This is a genomic window from Caulobacter sp. FG7 (assembly GCF_057808875.1).
The window spans coordinates 1-15,531 of sequence record NZ_JBMDIW010000013.1; the positions used below are offsets into that span (position 1 = coordinate 1).

A 15,531-nucleotide genomic window follows, 5' to 3' on the forward strand; every position below is an offset into this window, starting at 1 on the left:
CTTCACAGCACCAAGCCATCACGCTCCGGCGCCGCGATCTAGATACAAGGGAGGGCCCATGGCGAAGCCATGGGAGGGTGAGAGGTTACACTCTCATAGGAAAAGGCGCGGTCGGTTCGGCCGCGCCTTTTCATTTTCGAACTCAGTTGTTCCGGCTGTCGCTGTCGGCGGAGAGGTGAGGGATTTGCCTGCTGGCGGTGAAACCTCTCACCCTCCCGCCGCTGCGCGGCGGGCCCCTCCCTCTCTCGAAGAGAGAGGGTCTGGAGTTACGCTTCCACGACCTCGACCAGGGCTCCACCCGGCGCGCGCAGCACGCCGGCGCGCTTGCCGGCGTAGACGGCGCCGTCGCGCACCGTGGGGGTGACGATCCAGTCGCCCTGAACGCTGTCGAAATCCGGGTGCTTGAGGGTGCAGATGGCGACGCCCGGCGGCAGGGCGCCGGGGTGGCCGGGGCGCACGGTGGCTTCAGCCGGATACTGGTCGAACTCCAGGAAGACGTCCTTCTGATACGTGGCCGTCGCCAGGGCGTGGTGGCTGTCTTTCGGCAGCTCGAAGGCGTCGTTGATCATGCTGTAGACGATGGTCATCGGCGCGCCGACGTCCAGGCCCAGGGTCTGGCTGAACCAGGCGCCGCTGGCCGCCATGTCGTCGCTGGCCAGCACCAGGATGAACAGCTTGTCGATCAGGCTGCCCGGATGGGGCAGGCCGTTGCCGGGCGAGACGATCTCGGTGAGGTAGACGATCTCGCCGTCCGGGCCCTTCACCTGCATCGGGTGGATGGTGGGCAGGCCGTCGATCCGCTTGGGCGGGCCGATGATCTCGAACGGCGCATCCTGCATGCGGGCGTTCACGGCCATGACGTCCTGGCAGCAGATCTCGATCGCCGCCCAGCCGTAGGTGCGCAAGGGTCGGTACTCGGGGACCGGGTCGCCCTCGACGAAGCGCAGGAAGACGTCGGCGCCGCTGGCCGGCTGCAGGACCGCATAGGGCCGGCCGGCGCTGGCCGGAGCGCCCCAGCTGGCGGCCAGGTCGGCGGGGACCTGGCCTTGCTCAACGACGGCGTAGTCCAGCCACTGGGCGTAGCGCTGCGCGGTCGCAGCGACGTTCGGCGTCACCAGGGTGGCGGCCCTCAGAAGGTTCATCGGTATGTCCTTGAAATCGTGCGGTCTTCAGTCGCGCAGTTCGACCGCGACGTCCTCGGAGGCGACGTCGCCGGTGGCGGTGGCGGCTTCCGCCTCCTGCTGGACGATGCGCAGCACGCGGGAGAGATATTCCTGCAGCCACAGGCCGCGCTCGGCGGCGGCTTCCGCGCTGGGCTCGAAGTGTTCGATCTCGGCGCGGTCGAGGCCGCCGCGGGCCTCGATCACCCGCTCCAGCGTGTCGAGCCGGGCGCGGGTGACGGCCAGTTCCTGCACCACGGCCATGGTGATGGCCAGCACGCGCTCGACCTCGCGGTCGGCGAAGAAATAGGGGCGCTTGCCGGCGGGCTTGGCGCCGGCGTCGGCCAGGGCGTCTGCGATGCTCATTTCGTTTTCCGGGCTCCGATCACGCGCCAGGCGGCCTTGCGTCCATAGTCTTCGCTGTCGTCGTCGGCGGCGTCGGGGAAGACCTCGCGGTCGACCACGGCGGTGACGCCGTCGTGGATCAGCTCGCTCTGCGCAAAGCCGGCCTCGACCATGCGGGCGTCGAGATCGATCTCGTGCAGCGTGCTCCAGAAGGGCTCGTTGTTGTAGAAGGCGTCCCAGTCGCGCATGGCCTGCTCGAACAGCGGCATGGTCGGCGCGTATTGCGGCTGCTCGACATGCAGCACGACGCCGCCGGGCGCCAGTACGCGGCGGCTCTCGGCGAAGATGGCCTTCATCGAGGCCAAAGAGAGTTCGTGCAGAAACATGGTCGTCTGCACCCAGTCGAAGCTCTCGTTTTCGAAGCGCGACAGGTCGGCGCCGTCGGCCTGGACGAAGCGGATGTTCTCAACCCCGAGGTAGGCGGCGCGGGCGGCGGCGTAGCGGAGCATCGGCCCGCCGACGTCGATGGCTGTGACCTCCGCATCCGGGAAGGCCTGGGCGATCGGCAGGGCGCTGTGGCCGACGGTGGCGCCGATGTCGAGGATGCGGCGCGGCTTGAAGTCGGGCAGCTTGCGCTGCACCCAGCGCACCACGGCCTGGCCGCCGCCGTCGGAGAAGCGTCCCAGCAGGCCGCCGGTGGTGGCGAAGCCGCCGTGGTCGTAGTTGGCGCCGCCGGAGACGTCGCCCTCGAAGCGCTCGACGTGATAGCTGCCGGGCATGCAGTGGTGGTCGACGGCCGACACGTAGCGCGGGATCGGCAGGGACGGATCCAGCTCCAGCCGGTCGTGGCCGGCGTTCAGGGCGGCGGCCTTGGCGGCCAGTTCCTCGGCCTGGCGCAGGGTGGTCCAGCGGCCGGCCTGCTGGCGCTGCTCCATGGTCAGGCGACGCAGGGCCGACCAGGTCTGGAAGGCGGGATCCTTCAGCAGCGCCTTGCGGACCTCGTGGCGATCTTCGGGCGCGCGGCCGTTGGCTTTCTGGAAGGCCGGCAGGGCGCGGGTCTCCCAGGCCTGTTTCACGCCGGGGATGAGGCGGGTGGAGAGGTGGCGATTGAGCTGGGCCAGGACGTTCAGGCGCTCGACCTCGTCGTGCGACATGTCGGGGAACACCCCGTGGCGGCCGACCTTGCGATAGTCGGGCGGGCCGTCATAGGCCTGGATCGGCCCCTCGTTGACGCGACCGGTCATGGGCGCACTCCTACTCCAGTTGGCGCGAGCTTGCGCCCGTCCGGCGGACGGCGGACGGGCGACGACGCGAAAATCCGCCTGTCAGGAATCCAGGGAGTCAGGCGCCGGGCACGGCCGCGCGCTCGCCGGCGACCGCCTCGATGCGCTGTCCCTCGACGGCGTGCTCGGACGCGAAGCGATAGCGGCCCAGCGGCAGTAGGACGAGGCCGCCGGCCACCAGCAGGCCCGTGGCGATCAGCAGTGACAGCTGATAGCCGCCGGTGGCGTCGAAATCGGCTCCGAAGGCCACCGGTCCCAGGCCAGACCCCGCCGCATAGGACAGGTAGAGGCAGCCGTAGAGCGTCGAGTAGGACCGCGCCCCGAAATAGCGGGCGATCAGGAAGGCCAGCAGGTCGAACTCCATGCCCGCCGCCATGCCGACGAGGGCGATGGCGATGAGCGCGCCGGCGAAGCTGGGGTCCTGGCCGTGCAGGATCAGGCAGCCCACGGCCGGCAGGCACAGCAGCACCAGCGCCACGGCCGGGGCCCAGAAGCGGTCGACGAGCCAGCCTCCGGCCACCCGTCCGGCGATCACCGACAGGCCGACCACTGGGGCCAGGCTGACGATCTCGGCCTTGGTGAAGCCCTTGAGCTTCAGCATGTTCTCGAGGTTGGGCAGCGGGCCGGCGATGGCGAAGGAGAACAGCAGGAAGCCGCCGGCGATCAGCCAGAACCTGGCGTCGCGCAGGGCCTGCGGCAGGGTCAGGCCCGGCAGGGGCGCGGACTGGGTATGGACGCGGCCGGCGCCGGGGTCCTTGAAGGCCAGCAGCGCCACGGGCAGGGCGATGACCAGGGGCAGGGCGCCGGTGACGAGATAGGCGGCGCGCCAGCCGTGGGCCTCGATCATCCACATCAGGAACGGCTTGATCAGGAACCCGAAGACGCCGGTGCCCATCAGCGCGACGCCCAGGGCCAGGCCCTTGTTCTTCTCGAAGCCGTTGTTGATCGCCCGGGTCCAGGTGGTGGGCAGGGTGCCGGCGCCGACCGCGCCCATGATCGCCCAGTTCAGGTAGAACAGCGGCAGGGCCCCGTTTGTCAGCGCAAAGCCCATGAAGGCGAAGGCGAACAGCACCAGCGACGTGATCGCCACCGGCCGCACGCCGATCCTGTCGCCCAGCCAGCCGATGACCGGTCCGACGACCATGACGGCCACCGTGGCGACCGGCAGGCCCAGCATGATCGAGGCGAAGCTCCAGCCGAATTCCTTGGCCAACTGCGGGGCCAGCATGCCGATGCTGTAGAAGGGCAGGGGCGACAGGCCCAGGCCCACGCCCAGCACGACGCTGAGCAGCAGCGGCCAGCCGCGGCGGAACTCGCCTTGCCGGAGTTGGCCAGCCTGGTTTTCGGATAGTTTCGCCATCGCCGTTTGCCCCGCCGCGATCACATCGGTAGGCGAGGCAGCCTGGGGCGCTGAACGTCGCCCGCAACAGGAATATCCGGAGCAGTCGCCTTGCGATCAGACGTCAGGCCCGGCGCCGCCCTCTCGGGGGTCAAGGTGCTCGATCTTTCCCGCGTGCTGGCCGGTCCCTGGGCGACCCAGGCCCTGGCCGACATGGGCGCCGAGGTCGTGAAGGTCGAGCGCCCGGGCGTCGGCGACGACACCCGGGCCTGGGGCCCTCCGTTCTTCGAGACGACGGACGGCGGGCGCGGGGACGCGGCCTATTTCACCTGCGCCAACCGCAACAAGCGCTCGGTGACCATCGACATGGCCGATCCGCGCGGCGCGGACCTGATCCGCCAGATGGCGGCGCAGGCCGACGTGGTGGTCGAGAACTTCAAGGTCGGCGGCTTGTCGAAGTACGGCCTCGACTATGCGAGCCTGGCGGCGATCAATCCGCGCCTCGTCTATTGCTCGATCACGGGGTTCGGCCAGACCGGCCCCTACGCGGCGCGGGCCGGCTACGACTACATGATCCAGGGCATGGGCGGGCTGATGTCGATCACCGGCCAGCCGGACGGCGTCGACGGCGCCGAACCGATGAAGGTGGGCGTGGCGGTCGTGGACCTGTTCACCGGCCTCTATGCGGCCAACGCCATTCTCTGCGGCTTGCTGCACGCGCGGGCGACCGGGGAGGGGCAGCACATGGACATCGCCCTGTTCGACGTGCAGGCCGCCGTGCTGGCCAACCAGGCCAGCAACTACTTCGCCACCGGCAAGGCGCCCGAGCGCCTGGGCAACGCCCACCCGAACCTGGCGCCCTACCAGGTGTTCGCCACGGCCGATGGGGCGATGGTGCTGGCGGTGGGCAATGACGGCCAGTTCCGGGCCTTCGCCAAGGCGGCCGACGCGCCGGGGCTGGCGGAGGATCCGCGCTTCACGACCAACGCCCAGCGGGTGGCGGCGCGGGCGCAACTGGCCCAGGCCATGGCGCCGATCCTGGCGACGCGCGAGACCAAGACCTGGATCGCCGTGCTGGAGGCCGTCGGCGTGCCTTGCGGGCCGATCAACACGATCGACCAGGTGTTCGAGGAGCCGCAGGCGGTGCATCGCGGCCTGGTGGTCGAGCAGGCGCGGAAAGACCTCGCAGCGCCGATCCGCACCGTCGCCTCGCCGATCCGGGCCTCGCGGACGCCGGTGGTCGTGGCGCGCCCGCCGCCGGTGCTGGGGGCGGATACGGCGGCGGTGCTGAAGGGGCTGGGCAAGAGCGGGGCGGAGATCGAGGCGCTGAAGGCGGCGGGGGTTATATAGCCGCGAGCCTCTAATTCACCGAGCCAACTCCAAACCCGACCTTCCCCGCGAAGGCGGGGATCCAAGCTGGCCTTCAGGAGATGGCGCCGCCTTGGATCCGCACGGGACTCGGCTTGGATCCCCGCCTTCGCGGGGATACTCGGTGAAAATTGCTGGTGTGGGTTGTGAAAGAAATCCCCTACCGCGCCGCCCGCGCCACGCCTTCGGGCATGGCCCCGGCGAAATCGATGACGCACATGGCGCCGTACGAGCGGTGGCCGCCGCAGGCGACGCCGGCGCTGCTGTAGCCGGCCGACAGGATGTTGCGGCGGTGGCCGCGGCCCGGCACGCGGCTGTCGACCACCAGCTGGCGGACGACGTCGCGGGGATCTTCGTAGCCGTAGGAGATGTTCTCGGCCGACATGCCGGCATGGACGCCGTACTTGCGCAGGCGCTGGCCCAGGCTGCCGGTCGCGCCGTGGCCGACCGTGCCGCGCGCGCCCTGGGCGCTGGCGTGGTCGCGGGCGGCGTCGTCGATGCGGCCGTCGGCGGTCAGCGGGGGCAGGGGGCGCTGGCGCTGCAACTCGGCGACCGCCTCATGCAGGGCGTCGGGATCCTCGCCATAGTGGGGGTCGGAACGGCGCAGTTCGTCGGCATAGGCCCTGGGGTTGGCGCGGACGTAGTTGATCTCGTCGAGAACCGCCTGCGCCTGGCTCTGGGCGGCGGCGATCTGGGGAAAGGCGAGCAGCAGCAGTCCGGCAAGCGCCAAGCCTGGGCGACGGTAAGAACGCATACGAACCTACGATACGGAAAAAGCCCCTCGATGCGTGCTCTAGCACGCTTGTTCGGATTCGCCTGTGTCCGCAGCGTCGCACCCCGGGGCTTGCTATCCGCGAGGCGAGAAAACCGGCGAGGATCCGCCAAGGCGCCTTTCCAGGCGGCATCAAGACGGTCTGACAACCGCCGGATTCCGCGATGCTTCTCGCCCTGATCACGCTGCTGCACGTGCTGGTCTTCGTCTATTGGCTGGGCGGGGACCTGGGCGCCTTCTACACCTCGCGCTACGCCGCCGATCCGGCCCGTACGGTCAAGGAGCGCGGCCTGGCGCTGAAGGTGCTGGCCGACATCGACATGGCCCCGCGCACCTGCCTGATCCTGGCCCTGCCGACGGGCCTGACCCTGGCCAAGCTGAAGGGCTGGTGGGATGTGCCGCCCGAGGGCGTGGCGGCCGTGTGGGCGCTGTGCCTGTTCTGGCTGACCATGGCCTGGGCCATCCACATTCACCACAGCCCGCCCAAGGCCGGGGTGCGCCGCATCGACATCGCCATCCGCTGGGGCGTGCTGGTCGCGCTGGCCGGTTTCGGCGGCGCCAGCCTCGTGGGCCTTGCGACCGCCCCGCTGTTCCTGGCGCTGAAGATGCTGATCCTGGCGATTGCCATCGGCTGCGGCCTGTTCATCCGCAAGCTGCTGGCGCCGCTGGGCCCGCCGGTCGTGGCCATGATGACCACCGGCCCCACGCCCGAGGGCGACGCGATCATCGCCGACGTGCTGGCCAAGAGCCGTCCCGTGGTCGTCAGCCTTTGGATCCTGCTGATCCTCGCCGCGCTGCTCGGCCTCTGGACCCCCGCCTAAAGGACCCCGCCATGACCCTGCGTTTCGAACCCACCATGGTGCGCGAGGACAAGACCGCCCGGCAGCTCTATGAGGCGGTGAAGGCCAATCCGGCCCGGGCCCGCTTCGGCTTCGGCTCCAAGGCGGCGGTGGTCAATATCGACTTCCAGCAGGCCTATACGCGGCCCGACCTGTTCCCCAAGAGCGCCTACGTCACCGATCCCGACCAGATCGCCCATGTGAACCGCCTTTCGGCCCTGGCGCGGGCGCGGGGCATGCCGGTGATCTGGACACGGGTGATGTATAAGCCCGACGGCGGCGACGCCGGCGTCTGGGGCACGCGCACCGACACGCCCGACAGCCTGCAGAACATCAAGCAGAACAGCGAGCGCCACGCCTTCGACCCCCGCGTCGAGATCGACCAGGCCATCGACCTCGTGTTCGACAAGCGCATGCCCAGCGCCTTCTTCGAGAGCCCGCTGCAGAGCTATCTCGTCTGGCACAAGGTCGACACGGTGATCCTCACCGGCGGCTCGACCAGCGGCTGCGTGCGCGCCAGCGCGGTCGAGAGCCTCTCACGCGGCTACCGCACCATCGTTCCCGAGCAGTGCGTGGCCGACAAGCATGAGAGCTACCACTACGCCAACCTGACCGACCTGCAGCTGAAGTACGCCGACGTGGTCGACGTCGAAGAGGCGGCGGCCTGGCTCAAGGGGTGAGGCGGTAGGCGTCGCCGAGGTTCACCGCGGCGGCTTCACCCTCAAGTCCATGCCGAGCGTCGGGCCGATGCCGTCGGGGTGTTCGCCGAACGGGTTGAGACGACGGCGATGGGCGATGGCCTCAAGCCGGGCTCGTAGATCATCATCGATGGCGATGGCCTGCTCGACGCCGTCGTCGTTGTCCAGGCCGCCTTGGGAGGCGACGAGAACCTCGCCGAGGGCGGCCAGAAAGGCCTCGTCCTCCGGCGTTCCCTCGGCCGGCGGATTGTCGAGGTGGCTGAGAACCACTTCCAGCGCGTCTTCGAAGGTCGGTGACATGGCGGGCCCTTTCGAAACCCCGAGCCGGGGAAAGCGCCAGCGAAAGCCGCTCCGATAAAACGTTCCGGCGCCGCTATGGTTCGGGATCCCGGCTGCGCCGTTTCGTCGCTCGGGTCTGGGCGTCGGAGCCGATCCCGATTTGTGTTAGAACTACAGCTTCGACGCCGCGTTGAGAGTCCGGCGCACGCGCCGATCTCTCGCCCGGGAACGGCTTTCGTTTCGAGAGCCTTCGGGTCTCGGATTCCCATATGCTGGATGAGGCTCGCTCCGTTCCGTCGCCTATCGACGCCCTGGCCCAGGCCCTGGTGGTCTCGTCGGACGCGCCCATACTTCTGCTCGACGGCGACTTCAGGATCGTCGCGGCGAGCGAGTCCTTCGCCGAAGCCTTTCGCATCGACGTGGAGGAGGCGGTCGGCCTGTCGGCGTTCGTTCTTGGCGAAGGCGAATGGAGCGCGCCGTCGTTGCGAGACTTGCTCGCCACCGCGCTGGAGGGGGGCGGCGCTGTCGAGGCCGGTGAGATGGATCTGGTCCGAACTGGCGAGGACGCCAGGCGATTGGTGATCAGGGCGCGACGGCTCGACTACGGCGACCCTGCAAACCCGCTTCTGCTTCTGACCATCTTCGACGTGACGGACGCGCGCCTCGCCGACCGCGTCAAGGACGACCTGGTGCGCGAGAAGGCCGTGCTGTTCGACGAGCTGCAGCACAGGATCGCCAACAGCCTGCAGATCATCGCCAGCATCCTGATGCAGTCGGCCCGCAAGGCGCCGTCCGCCGAGATCCGCGCCCATGTCGCCGACGCCCACAGTCGAGTGATGTCGGTCGCCGCCCTCCAGCGCCAACTGGTGGAGTCGGGGGCGGGTGAGGTGGAATTGAAGGCCTACTTCAGGGCGCTGTGCGACGGGATCGCCGCCTCGATGGTCTCCAACCCGGAAAAGCTCACGCTCTCCGTCGTCAGCGACGAGCACTGGGTGGCGGCGGAGGTTTCGGTAAGCATGGGGCTGATCGTCACCGAGCTGGTCATCAACGCCCTCAAGCACGCGTTTCCAGGCCGCGACGGCGGGCATATCTATGTGGAATACAGCGCCTCGGAAGGCGGCTGGACGCTGTCGGTCGCCGACGACGGCGTGGGCATGCCGCCCGCAAGCGTATCCGTCAGGGTCGGCCTCGGTTCGAGCATCATCCAGGCCCTGGCCAAGCAGTTGAGGGCCGAGGTCGTCCTGGGCGGTTCGGGGCCTGGCGCTCGCGTCGCCATTGTCCACCTGCTTCAACCTCGAGGCGCGTCGAGGTCATGACGCCGGCTTTGCGGGCGAGGCTTCTGTTCCGCTAGTTTCGCACACCGCCATTCGATATGTCCGGGGCCTCGAAAAGGCTTGACCCCGGCCAAATGAAAAGGCCGCCAGCGGGAGCCGGCGGCCTTCAGTCACGTGGAATTACGGGGAGGAAATCCGCCTAGGGAAACCTAGTCGACGACCTGGTAGCGGCCCGAGGCGTCGGGGCAGACGCGGACGAAGCGCTTCTGGGTGCGGCCGTCGGGCAGGTAGATCGGGCTTTCGGCCAGGGTGCAGCCGTTGGCGTCGGCGCGGCCTTCGGTCACCCGGTAGGAGCGTTCCGACTCGTAGGTGTAGCCGTTACCGCCGCGACGATCGTAGTAGGCGTCGTCATAGCCGCCGTTGTCGTAGCCGCGATCATAGTCGTTGTAGGCGCGGGGCGGGGGAGGCGGCGGCGGGGGAACCGCGCCCGGGGCGCAGGCGGCCGAGCTGCGGCCGATGTTGCCGCCGACGACCGCGCCGAGCAGGCCGCCCAGCACCGCGCCTTCGGTCTTGGCGCCGCGGCCCGCGACGCTGCCGCCGATGGCCGCGCCGATGCCGGCGCCGGCCAGGCCGCCGCCGGTGGTGCGGTTGGTCGTGCTGCGGCGGCAGGGGTCGTAGTAGTAGCCGTTACGGTCGTAGGCCCCGCCCTGATAGGCGCCCGAGCCGTAGGCCTGGGCGGAAGCGACGGTCGGAGCCGCGGCGCCGACGAGGGCCGCGCCGGCGACGAGGGCGCTGATGGCGGTCCGGATCATCATCGAAAAACTCTCCCTGAAAGCGGGCGTGACGATCGGGGGACCGTCCGTTGTCCGCACCATGCCAAGCCGTTCCTGAACGGCCGTTGACCGGACCGTTCATCTTTGTTCACGCACCAGTTCGTTCACGCATGAAGACGCCGAATGAGGTATGGACGCGCTCGAACAGGCTTCTTCGGCGTCGAACTTGGCGCGGACGAGGCGAAAATGGGGCCACGCCTGCGGCGAGGCTTGAACGGATCGGAACCGGTCAAGGTTCCCGAAGGCGACTCTGGAATGCGTGAACTGAAAATCGACGCCGTCGGCGGCCAGGGCGACGGCGTCGCCGCCGGCCCGGCCTTCGTGCCCCTGACCCTGCCGGGCGAGCGGATCACCGCGCGCATGGAGGGCCAGCGCGGCGAGTTGGCCGAGATCCTCGAGGCCAGCCCCGAGCGCGTCGATCCGGCCTGCAAGCATTTCGGCCACTGCGGCGGCTGCGCCCTGCAGCACTGGGATATCGCGCCCTATCTCGACTGGAAGCGCGAGCAGGTGCGGTTCGAGCTCAAGCGCGAGCGGATCGAGACCGAGATCCTGCCGACCATCGCCTCGCCGCCGGCCTCGCGCCGCCGGGTGGCGCTGCACGCGCGCGGCGGCAAGGGCGGAGTGCGCCTGGGCTTCAAGGAGCGCCGCTCGTGGAACCTGGTGAAGATCGAGGAATGCCCGGTCACGCATCCGAAGATCGTCGCCGCCCTGCCGGGCCTGGCGCGGCTGGCCCAGCCGTTCCTGGAACATCCCAAGTCGGCGCCGACCCTGCACGTCACCCTGACCGGCACGGGCCTGGACATCGACGTCACCGGCGTCGAGCGCAAGAGCGGCGGGTTGTCGGCCGACGCCCGCGTGCAGGCGGCGATGGTGGCCGGCGAGTTCGACTTCGCCCGCGTCACCCTGGCCGGTGAAACCCTCTACATGGCCCGCCAGCCGCTGGTGAAGCTGGGCCCGGCCATCGTGCCGCTGCCGGCCGGCTCGTTCCTGCAGGCGGTGCCGGAGGCCGAAAAGGCCATGGCCGATTTCGCCCTGGCGCATGTTGCGGGGGCGGCGCGCGTGGCCGACCTGTTCAGCGGCGTGGGCACCTTCACCTTCCGCCTGGCGCAGGAGGCCTCGGTCTACGCCGCCGACTTCGCCGAGCCCGCCATCGCGGCGCTGAAGGCGGCCGTCGGCTCGGCCCCGGGCCTGAAGGCGATCGTCGCCGAGGCCCGCGACCTGACCCGTCGGCCGATGCTGTCGAGCGAGCTCAACAAGATGGACGCCGTGGTCTTCGACCCGCCGCGCGCCGGGGCGCTGGAGCAGACGCGGGAGATCGCCATCTCCAAGGTCTCGCGCGTGGTCGGGGTGTCGTGCAATCCGGCCACCTTCGCTCGCGACGCCGGCATCCTGATCGACGCCGGTTTCAAGCTGGAAAAGGTGCTGCCGGTGGACCAGTTCCTCTGGTCGCCGCATATTGAGCTGGTCGGGGTCTTTTCGCGATGAGGCGAGGATGGGCCAAGCCAAGGGCCGGGAAGAGAAGCTAAGGGCGGATCGGCGCGGGGCGTTCGCCCTCGACGCCGCCGCCCAGCGCGGCAAGGCCGTCGCCAAGGCGGCCTGGTGGACGGCGGCCGGAGGCCTCGCCAAGTTCATGACCCGCCCCACCGAGGGCAAGGCCGCGCCGCGCTTTGCCTCCGACGCCCCGCCGGTGTCGCAGGGGCGCCTGCGCCGGGCCTATCTGTCGGCCTTCGAGAAGGACGCCGCCGATGTGGCCGCCGGCCTCTATCCGCCGATGGAGGACGCGCCGTCCCATCCGGCCGCCTCGATCCTGAAAGCCTGGGACTTTCTGGCCGACGCCCGCGAGGTCGACCAGCGCCGCCGCCGGGGCGACGGCGTCGAGGTGCGCGACGATCCCAAGAGCCAGGGCTATCCGGCCTATTACCGGCAGAATTTCCATTACCAGTCGGGCGGCTGGTTCACCGCCGACAGCGCCCGCCGCTATGACGCCCAGGTCGAGGCGCTGTTCTCGGGCGCGGCCGGGGCGATGCGCCGGAGGGCGCTCAGCCTGCTGGCCAGGCACTGGCGGGGACGCGACCAGCGCGACCTGCGGCTGGTGGATGTGGCCTGCGGCTCGGGGACCTTCCTGCGAGACCTCGCGGAGACCTTTCCGCGCGCGGCCCTGGCGGGCGTCGACCTGTCGCCGGCCTATCTGGCCGAGGCGCGGACGCGGTCGGGGCGGGGCACGGTGCAGGCCAACGCCGAGCGCCTGCCGCTGGCGAACGACAGCCTGGACGCGGTGACCTGCGTCTACCTGTTCCACGAACTGCCGCCGCGCGTGCGCCCGATCGTCGCCGCCGAACTGGCCCGGGTGCTGAAGCCCGGCGGCGTGCTGGCCTTCGCCGACTCCGTGCAGCCGGGCGACGAGCCGGATCTGGCGCGGATGCTCGAGGCGTTCCCGGCCTATTTCCACGAGCCGTTCTACGGCAGCTACGCAGAGACTGACCTTGAGGCGCTGTTCGCGGCGGCCGGCCTGCGGGTGGTGGGGCGCGACAAGGCGTTCCTGACCAAGGCGCTGCTGCTTGAGAAGTGATGCTCCCCCTGAAGGGGGAGCTGTCGCGAAGCGACTGAGGGGGAAGGGATCGCGGCGTTGGCGCGCCCTGAACTCGGCAGAAGCTTCCCCCTCCGGCCCTTCGGGCCACCTCCCCCTTCAGGGGGAGGATCTACTGCGCCTGACTGACAACCGCGAACCCCGCCCCTTGCGGATCGGTGGCCATGTAGATCCAGCTGCCGCCGGGCACCTGGTGGACGTCCATCATGGTGGCGGCGCCGGCGGCCACGGCGCGGTCGCGGGCTGCTGAAGCGCTGTCGACCTGGGCGTAGTAGTTCCAGAACGAGACCCGCATGTCGGGCAGGCGGGTCATCATGCCGCCGACGTCCGGGCCGCCGGCCTCGTAGGCGAACAGCTGGTAGGTGCCCATCGGACCCATGTCGACGCCTTGCGTCTTCACCCAGCCGAACAGCTTGGAATAGAAGGAAAACGCTCCTTCCAGGTCGCCGGCCATCAGTTCGCGCCAGCCGAACGTGCCGGGCGCGCCGTCGGCCGGCTGCGGCGGGATCTCGTCCTGGGGAAACGGTTTGAACAGGGGGAAGACCGCGCCGTACGGGTCGGCGACGACCGAGAACCTCCCGACGCCGGGGATGTCGTCGGCGGGCATGAACACCGAGCCTCCGGCCTGGATCACCTTGCCGACATAGGCGTCGACGTCGTCGACGAAGATGTAGCCGATCCAGCCGGGACGGGCGCCTTCGGGGCAGCCGCCTTCCGGCGTGAACACGCCGCCGACCCCGGCCTCGCCGACATTGAGGATCATGTATCTGGTCGGACCCGGCATGCCGGAGTCCGTCGGGGTCCAACCCACGACCTTGGCGTAGAAGGCGGACGCGGCGTCCACGTCGGTGGTCATCAGTTCGTACCAGCCGAACCTTCCGTTGGTTTCCGACATCGCTCTGTCTCCCTTTTCTCCGGCCCCGGCTCGGGCCGTGTTCTTCGCGAGGACGAACGGCGGGCGTCCGTCCCGACACGCAGCGTGCGATTTTCTAGTCCGGCATGGTCTCGAAGGCCGCCAGACCCTGCGGCAGCACGACCCCGTCGGGCTTGTCGCGCAGGAACAGGGCCATGGTCGGCGCGAACAGCGCCGCGTCGTCCAGCGAGCCGGCATAGATCGTGTGGCTGTCGTCGACCCCGACCTCGCCGCCGAAGACGAGGCCGCCGCAGATGGGGCAGGCGTTGCGCAGGGCCACCCCGCCACGGAAGGCCGGCGAGCGCACCTTCAGCGTCTCGCCGCTGATCGTGACGGCCGAGGCTGGAAAGCCCATGAACGGCACGAAGCCCGAGCCCGAGGCCTTGCGGCAGTCGGCGCAGCAGCAATAGCCCTGGTACAGCGGCTGGCCCGTCGCGCTCCAGCGCACGGCGCCGCATAGGCATCCTCCGGCGTAACGGCGTTCTGTCGTCATGGGCCGCATTGATGGGCCTTCCTGTGACAGGTGCAAGGGGGACGCTTTCGAACTTCCTTCCGCCTCTCCAAAGTTCGTCATCCCGGAAAGCGCGCAGCGCTTATCCGGGACCTAGGGGCCGCCGCACTGTGTCGGCATTCGCCAAGGCGGTTGGCCTGGGCGCCGAGCCCGGTCCCGTGGGTCCCGGCTCTACGCGCTGCGCGCTTCGGCCGGGATGACGAGGCAGAGTGGCTTCAGAACTAGAACAAACTCAACTGATCGCCCGCTTTGGGCGGGACGCAGAACTGCGAGGTGTCGAGACGGGGCAGGGGCTTGTCGAGTTCGAAGCGCCTGAGGGCGGCGTGGAAGCGCTGGTTCAGCACCTCGGCCACCGGGCCTTCGCCGGTCATGCGCTTGCCGAACTCGCTGTCATAGGCAGCCCCGCCGCGCATCTGGCGCACCAGCGACATCACCCGCTTGGCGCGGTCGGGATGGTCGGAGGCCAGCCATTGCTCGAACAGGCCGTGGATCTCCATCGGCAGGCGAATGGCCACATAGCCGGCCGCCACCGCGCCGGCTTCCTTGGCGCGCTCCAGCACCGCTTCCATTTCATGGTCATTCAGCGACGGGATGGCCGGGGCGAACATGACGATGGTCGGCACGCCGGCTTCCGAAAGCTGGCGGACGGCGTCGAGGCGGCGCTCGGGCGTGGCCGCGCGCGGCTCCATGCTGCGGGCCAGCTTGCGGTCCAGCGTGGTGATCGACACGGCGGCGCGGGCCAGGCCCGCCCGGCCCATCTCGCCCAGGATGTCGAGGTCGCGGGTGATCAGGGCCGACTTGGTGATGATCGAGAACGGATGGCGAAAGCGGCTGAGCGTTTCCAGCACGCCGCGCGTGACGCGCAGGGAGCGTTCCTGCGGCTGGTAGGGATCGGTGTCGCCGCCGATGTGGACGCTGCCGACCTTGTAGGTCGGCTTGGAAAGCTCGCGGTCGAGCAGCTTGCCGGCCTCGGGCTTGAAGAACAGCTTGCTCTCGAAGTCGAGGCCGGGCGACAGGCCCAGATAGGCATGGGCGGGGCGGGCGTAGCAGTAGATGCAGCCGTGCTCGCAGCCGCGATAGGGATTGATCGAGCGGTCGAAGCCGACGTCGGGGCTCTTGTTGCGAGCGATGACCGTCTTGGACTTCATGGCCAGCACGCTGGTGGTTAGCACCCGGGCGGCGTTGTCGTCTTCGGTCCAGCCGTCGTCGAACGGCTGGGAGGTGAGGCTCTCATAGCGGCCGGTCTCGTTGCTGCGCGCGCCGCGGCCGCGCAGGGCGGCGGTTCCCTGCTTATAGGCGGTGTCGGTGAAGGAGCGGCGCGTCTGCATGC

The 15,531-nt window shown here is 69.5% G+C and carries 16 protein-coding genes; 6 read left to right on the forward strand and 10 right to left on the reverse strand.

The genetic code is table 11. From position 1 onward, the window contains the following. Positions 1-266: 266 nt before the first annotated feature. The 4 genes from ACODR1_RS12190 to ACODR1_RS12205 all read right to left on the reverse strand — a co-directional run bounded on the left by ACODR1_RS12190 (position 267) and on the right by ACODR1_RS12205 (position 4,148). Positions 267-1,142: a VOC family protein gene (locus tag ACODR1_RS12190; RefSeq protein ID WP_488880686.1), complete on the reverse strand. Its 876-nt coding sequence runs from the start codon at positions 1,140-1,142 to the stop codon at positions 267-269. 27 nt (positions 1,143-1,169) lie between these two features. After that, a complete protein-coding gene (locus tag ACODR1_RS12195; RefSeq protein WP_488880687.1) occupies positions 1,170-1,526 on the reverse strand; it encodes a hypothetical protein in 357 nt (118 codons plus the stop codon). Next, on the reverse strand, positions 1,523-2,749 hold the full coding sequence (locus tag ACODR1_RS12200; protein ID WP_488880688.1) for a class I SAM-dependent methyltransferase: 1,227 nt from the start codon (positions 2,747-2,749) through the stop codon (positions 1,523-1,525). Before ACODR1_RS12200 ends, ACODR1_RS12195 begins: the two co-directional genes overlap by 4 nt. Before the next feature lie 97 nt (positions 2,750-2,846). Further along, positions 2,847-4,148, reverse strand: a complete 1,302-nt coding sequence (locus ACODR1_RS12205; RefSeq protein ID WP_488880689.1) for an MFS transporter — start codon at positions 4,146-4,148, stop codon at positions 2,847-2,849. Positions 4,149-4,238: 90 nt separating this feature from the next. On the opposite strand from ACODR1_RS12205, the gene ACODR1_RS12210 reads away from it, so the two are divergent. Further along, on the forward strand, positions 4,239-5,477 hold the full coding sequence (locus ACODR1_RS12210) for a CaiB/BaiF CoA transferase family protein (RefSeq protein ID WP_488880690.1): 1,239 nt from the start codon (positions 4,239-4,241) through the stop codon (positions 5,475-5,477). Positions 5,478-5,655: 178 nt separating this feature from the next. Here the strand turns inward: ACODR1_RS12210 and ACODR1_RS12215 are convergent, their stop codons facing one another. Then, the gene (locus ACODR1_RS12215) at positions 5,656-6,249 is read right to left on the reverse strand and encodes a CAP domain-containing protein (protein WP_488880691.1); all 594 of its coding nucleotides are present in this window, start codon (positions 6,247-6,249) and stop codon (positions 5,656-5,658) included. Between the two features lie 182 nt (positions 6,250-6,431). Here ACODR1_RS12215 and ACODR1_RS12220 point away from each other — a divergent pair, with 182 nt between their 5' ends. After that, positions 6,432-7,088 (forward strand): hypothetical protein, encoded by a 657-nt coding sequence (locus ACODR1_RS12220; protein WP_488880692.1) that lies wholly within the window; start codon positions 6,432-6,434, stop codon positions 7,086-7,088. A gap of 11 nt (positions 7,089-7,099) precedes the next feature. After that, on the forward strand, positions 7,100-7,786 hold the full coding sequence (locus ACODR1_RS12225) for an isochorismatase family protein (protein ID WP_488880693.1): 687 nt from the start codon (positions 7,100-7,102) through the stop codon (positions 7,784-7,786). 21 nt (positions 7,787-7,807) lie between these two features. Here the strand turns inward: ACODR1_RS12225 and ACODR1_RS12230 are convergent, their stop codons facing one another. Next, positions 7,808-8,104, reverse strand: coding sequence for a hypothetical protein (locus tag ACODR1_RS12230; RefSeq protein ID WP_488880694.1), 297 nt, complete (start codon positions 8,102-8,104; stop codon positions 7,808-7,810). Positions 8,105-8,352: 248 nt separating this feature from the next. Between ACODR1_RS12230 and ACODR1_RS12235 the strand changes: the two genes are divergently transcribed. Further along, positions 8,353-9,399, forward strand: coding sequence for a sensor histidine kinase (locus tag ACODR1_RS12235; RefSeq protein ID WP_488880695.1), 1,047 nt, complete (start codon positions 8,353-8,355; stop codon positions 9,397-9,399). Between the two features lie 167 nt (positions 9,400-9,566). On the opposite strand, the gene ACODR1_RS12240 is transcribed toward ACODR1_RS12235, so the two are convergent. After that, positions 9,567-10,172, reverse strand: a complete 606-nt coding sequence (locus tag ACODR1_RS12240) for a YMGG-like glycine zipper-containing protein (RefSeq protein WP_488880696.1) — start codon at positions 10,170-10,172, stop codon at positions 9,567-9,569. 273 nt (positions 10,173-10,445) lie between these two features. On the opposite strand from ACODR1_RS12240, the gene ACODR1_RS12245 reads away from it, so the two are divergent. Together ACODR1_RS12245 and ACODR1_RS12250 are read left to right on the forward strand one after the other, a co-directional pair. Continuing rightward, positions 10,446-11,675 carry a class I SAM-dependent RNA methyltransferase gene (locus ACODR1_RS12245; protein ID WP_488880697.1) on the forward strand — a complete coding sequence of 410 codons (1,230 nt, stop codon included), beginning with the start codon at positions 10,446-10,448 and terminating at the stop codon, positions 11,673-11,675. A gap of 7 nt (positions 11,676-11,682) precedes the next feature. Continuing rightward, a complete protein-coding gene (locus ACODR1_RS12250; RefSeq protein ID WP_488880698.1) occupies positions 11,683-12,759 on the forward strand; it encodes a class I SAM-dependent methyltransferase in 1,077 nt (358 codons plus the stop codon). A gap of 130 nt (positions 12,760-12,889) precedes the next feature. Here the strand turns inward: ACODR1_RS12250 and ACODR1_RS12255 are convergent, their stop codons facing one another. The 3 genes from ACODR1_RS12255 to ACODR1_RS12265 form a co-directional block, all read right to left on the reverse strand. Next, positions 12,890-13,672, reverse strand: coding sequence for a VOC family protein (locus ACODR1_RS12255; protein ID WP_488880699.1), 783 nt, complete (start codon positions 13,670-13,672; stop codon positions 12,890-12,892). 94 nt (positions 13,673-13,766) lie between these two features. Then, positions 13,767-14,183 carry a GFA family protein gene (locus tag ACODR1_RS12260; RefSeq protein ID WP_488880700.1) on the reverse strand — a complete coding sequence of 139 codons (417 nt, stop codon included), beginning with the start codon at positions 14,181-14,183 and terminating at the stop codon, positions 13,767-13,769. 239 nt (positions 14,184-14,422) lie between these two features. Then, positions 14,423-15,529, reverse strand: coding sequence for a PA0069 family radical SAM protein (locus ACODR1_RS12265; RefSeq protein ID WP_488880701.1), 1,107 nt, complete (start codon positions 15,527-15,529; stop codon positions 14,423-14,425). Positions 15,530-15,531 lie beyond the last annotated feature (2 nt).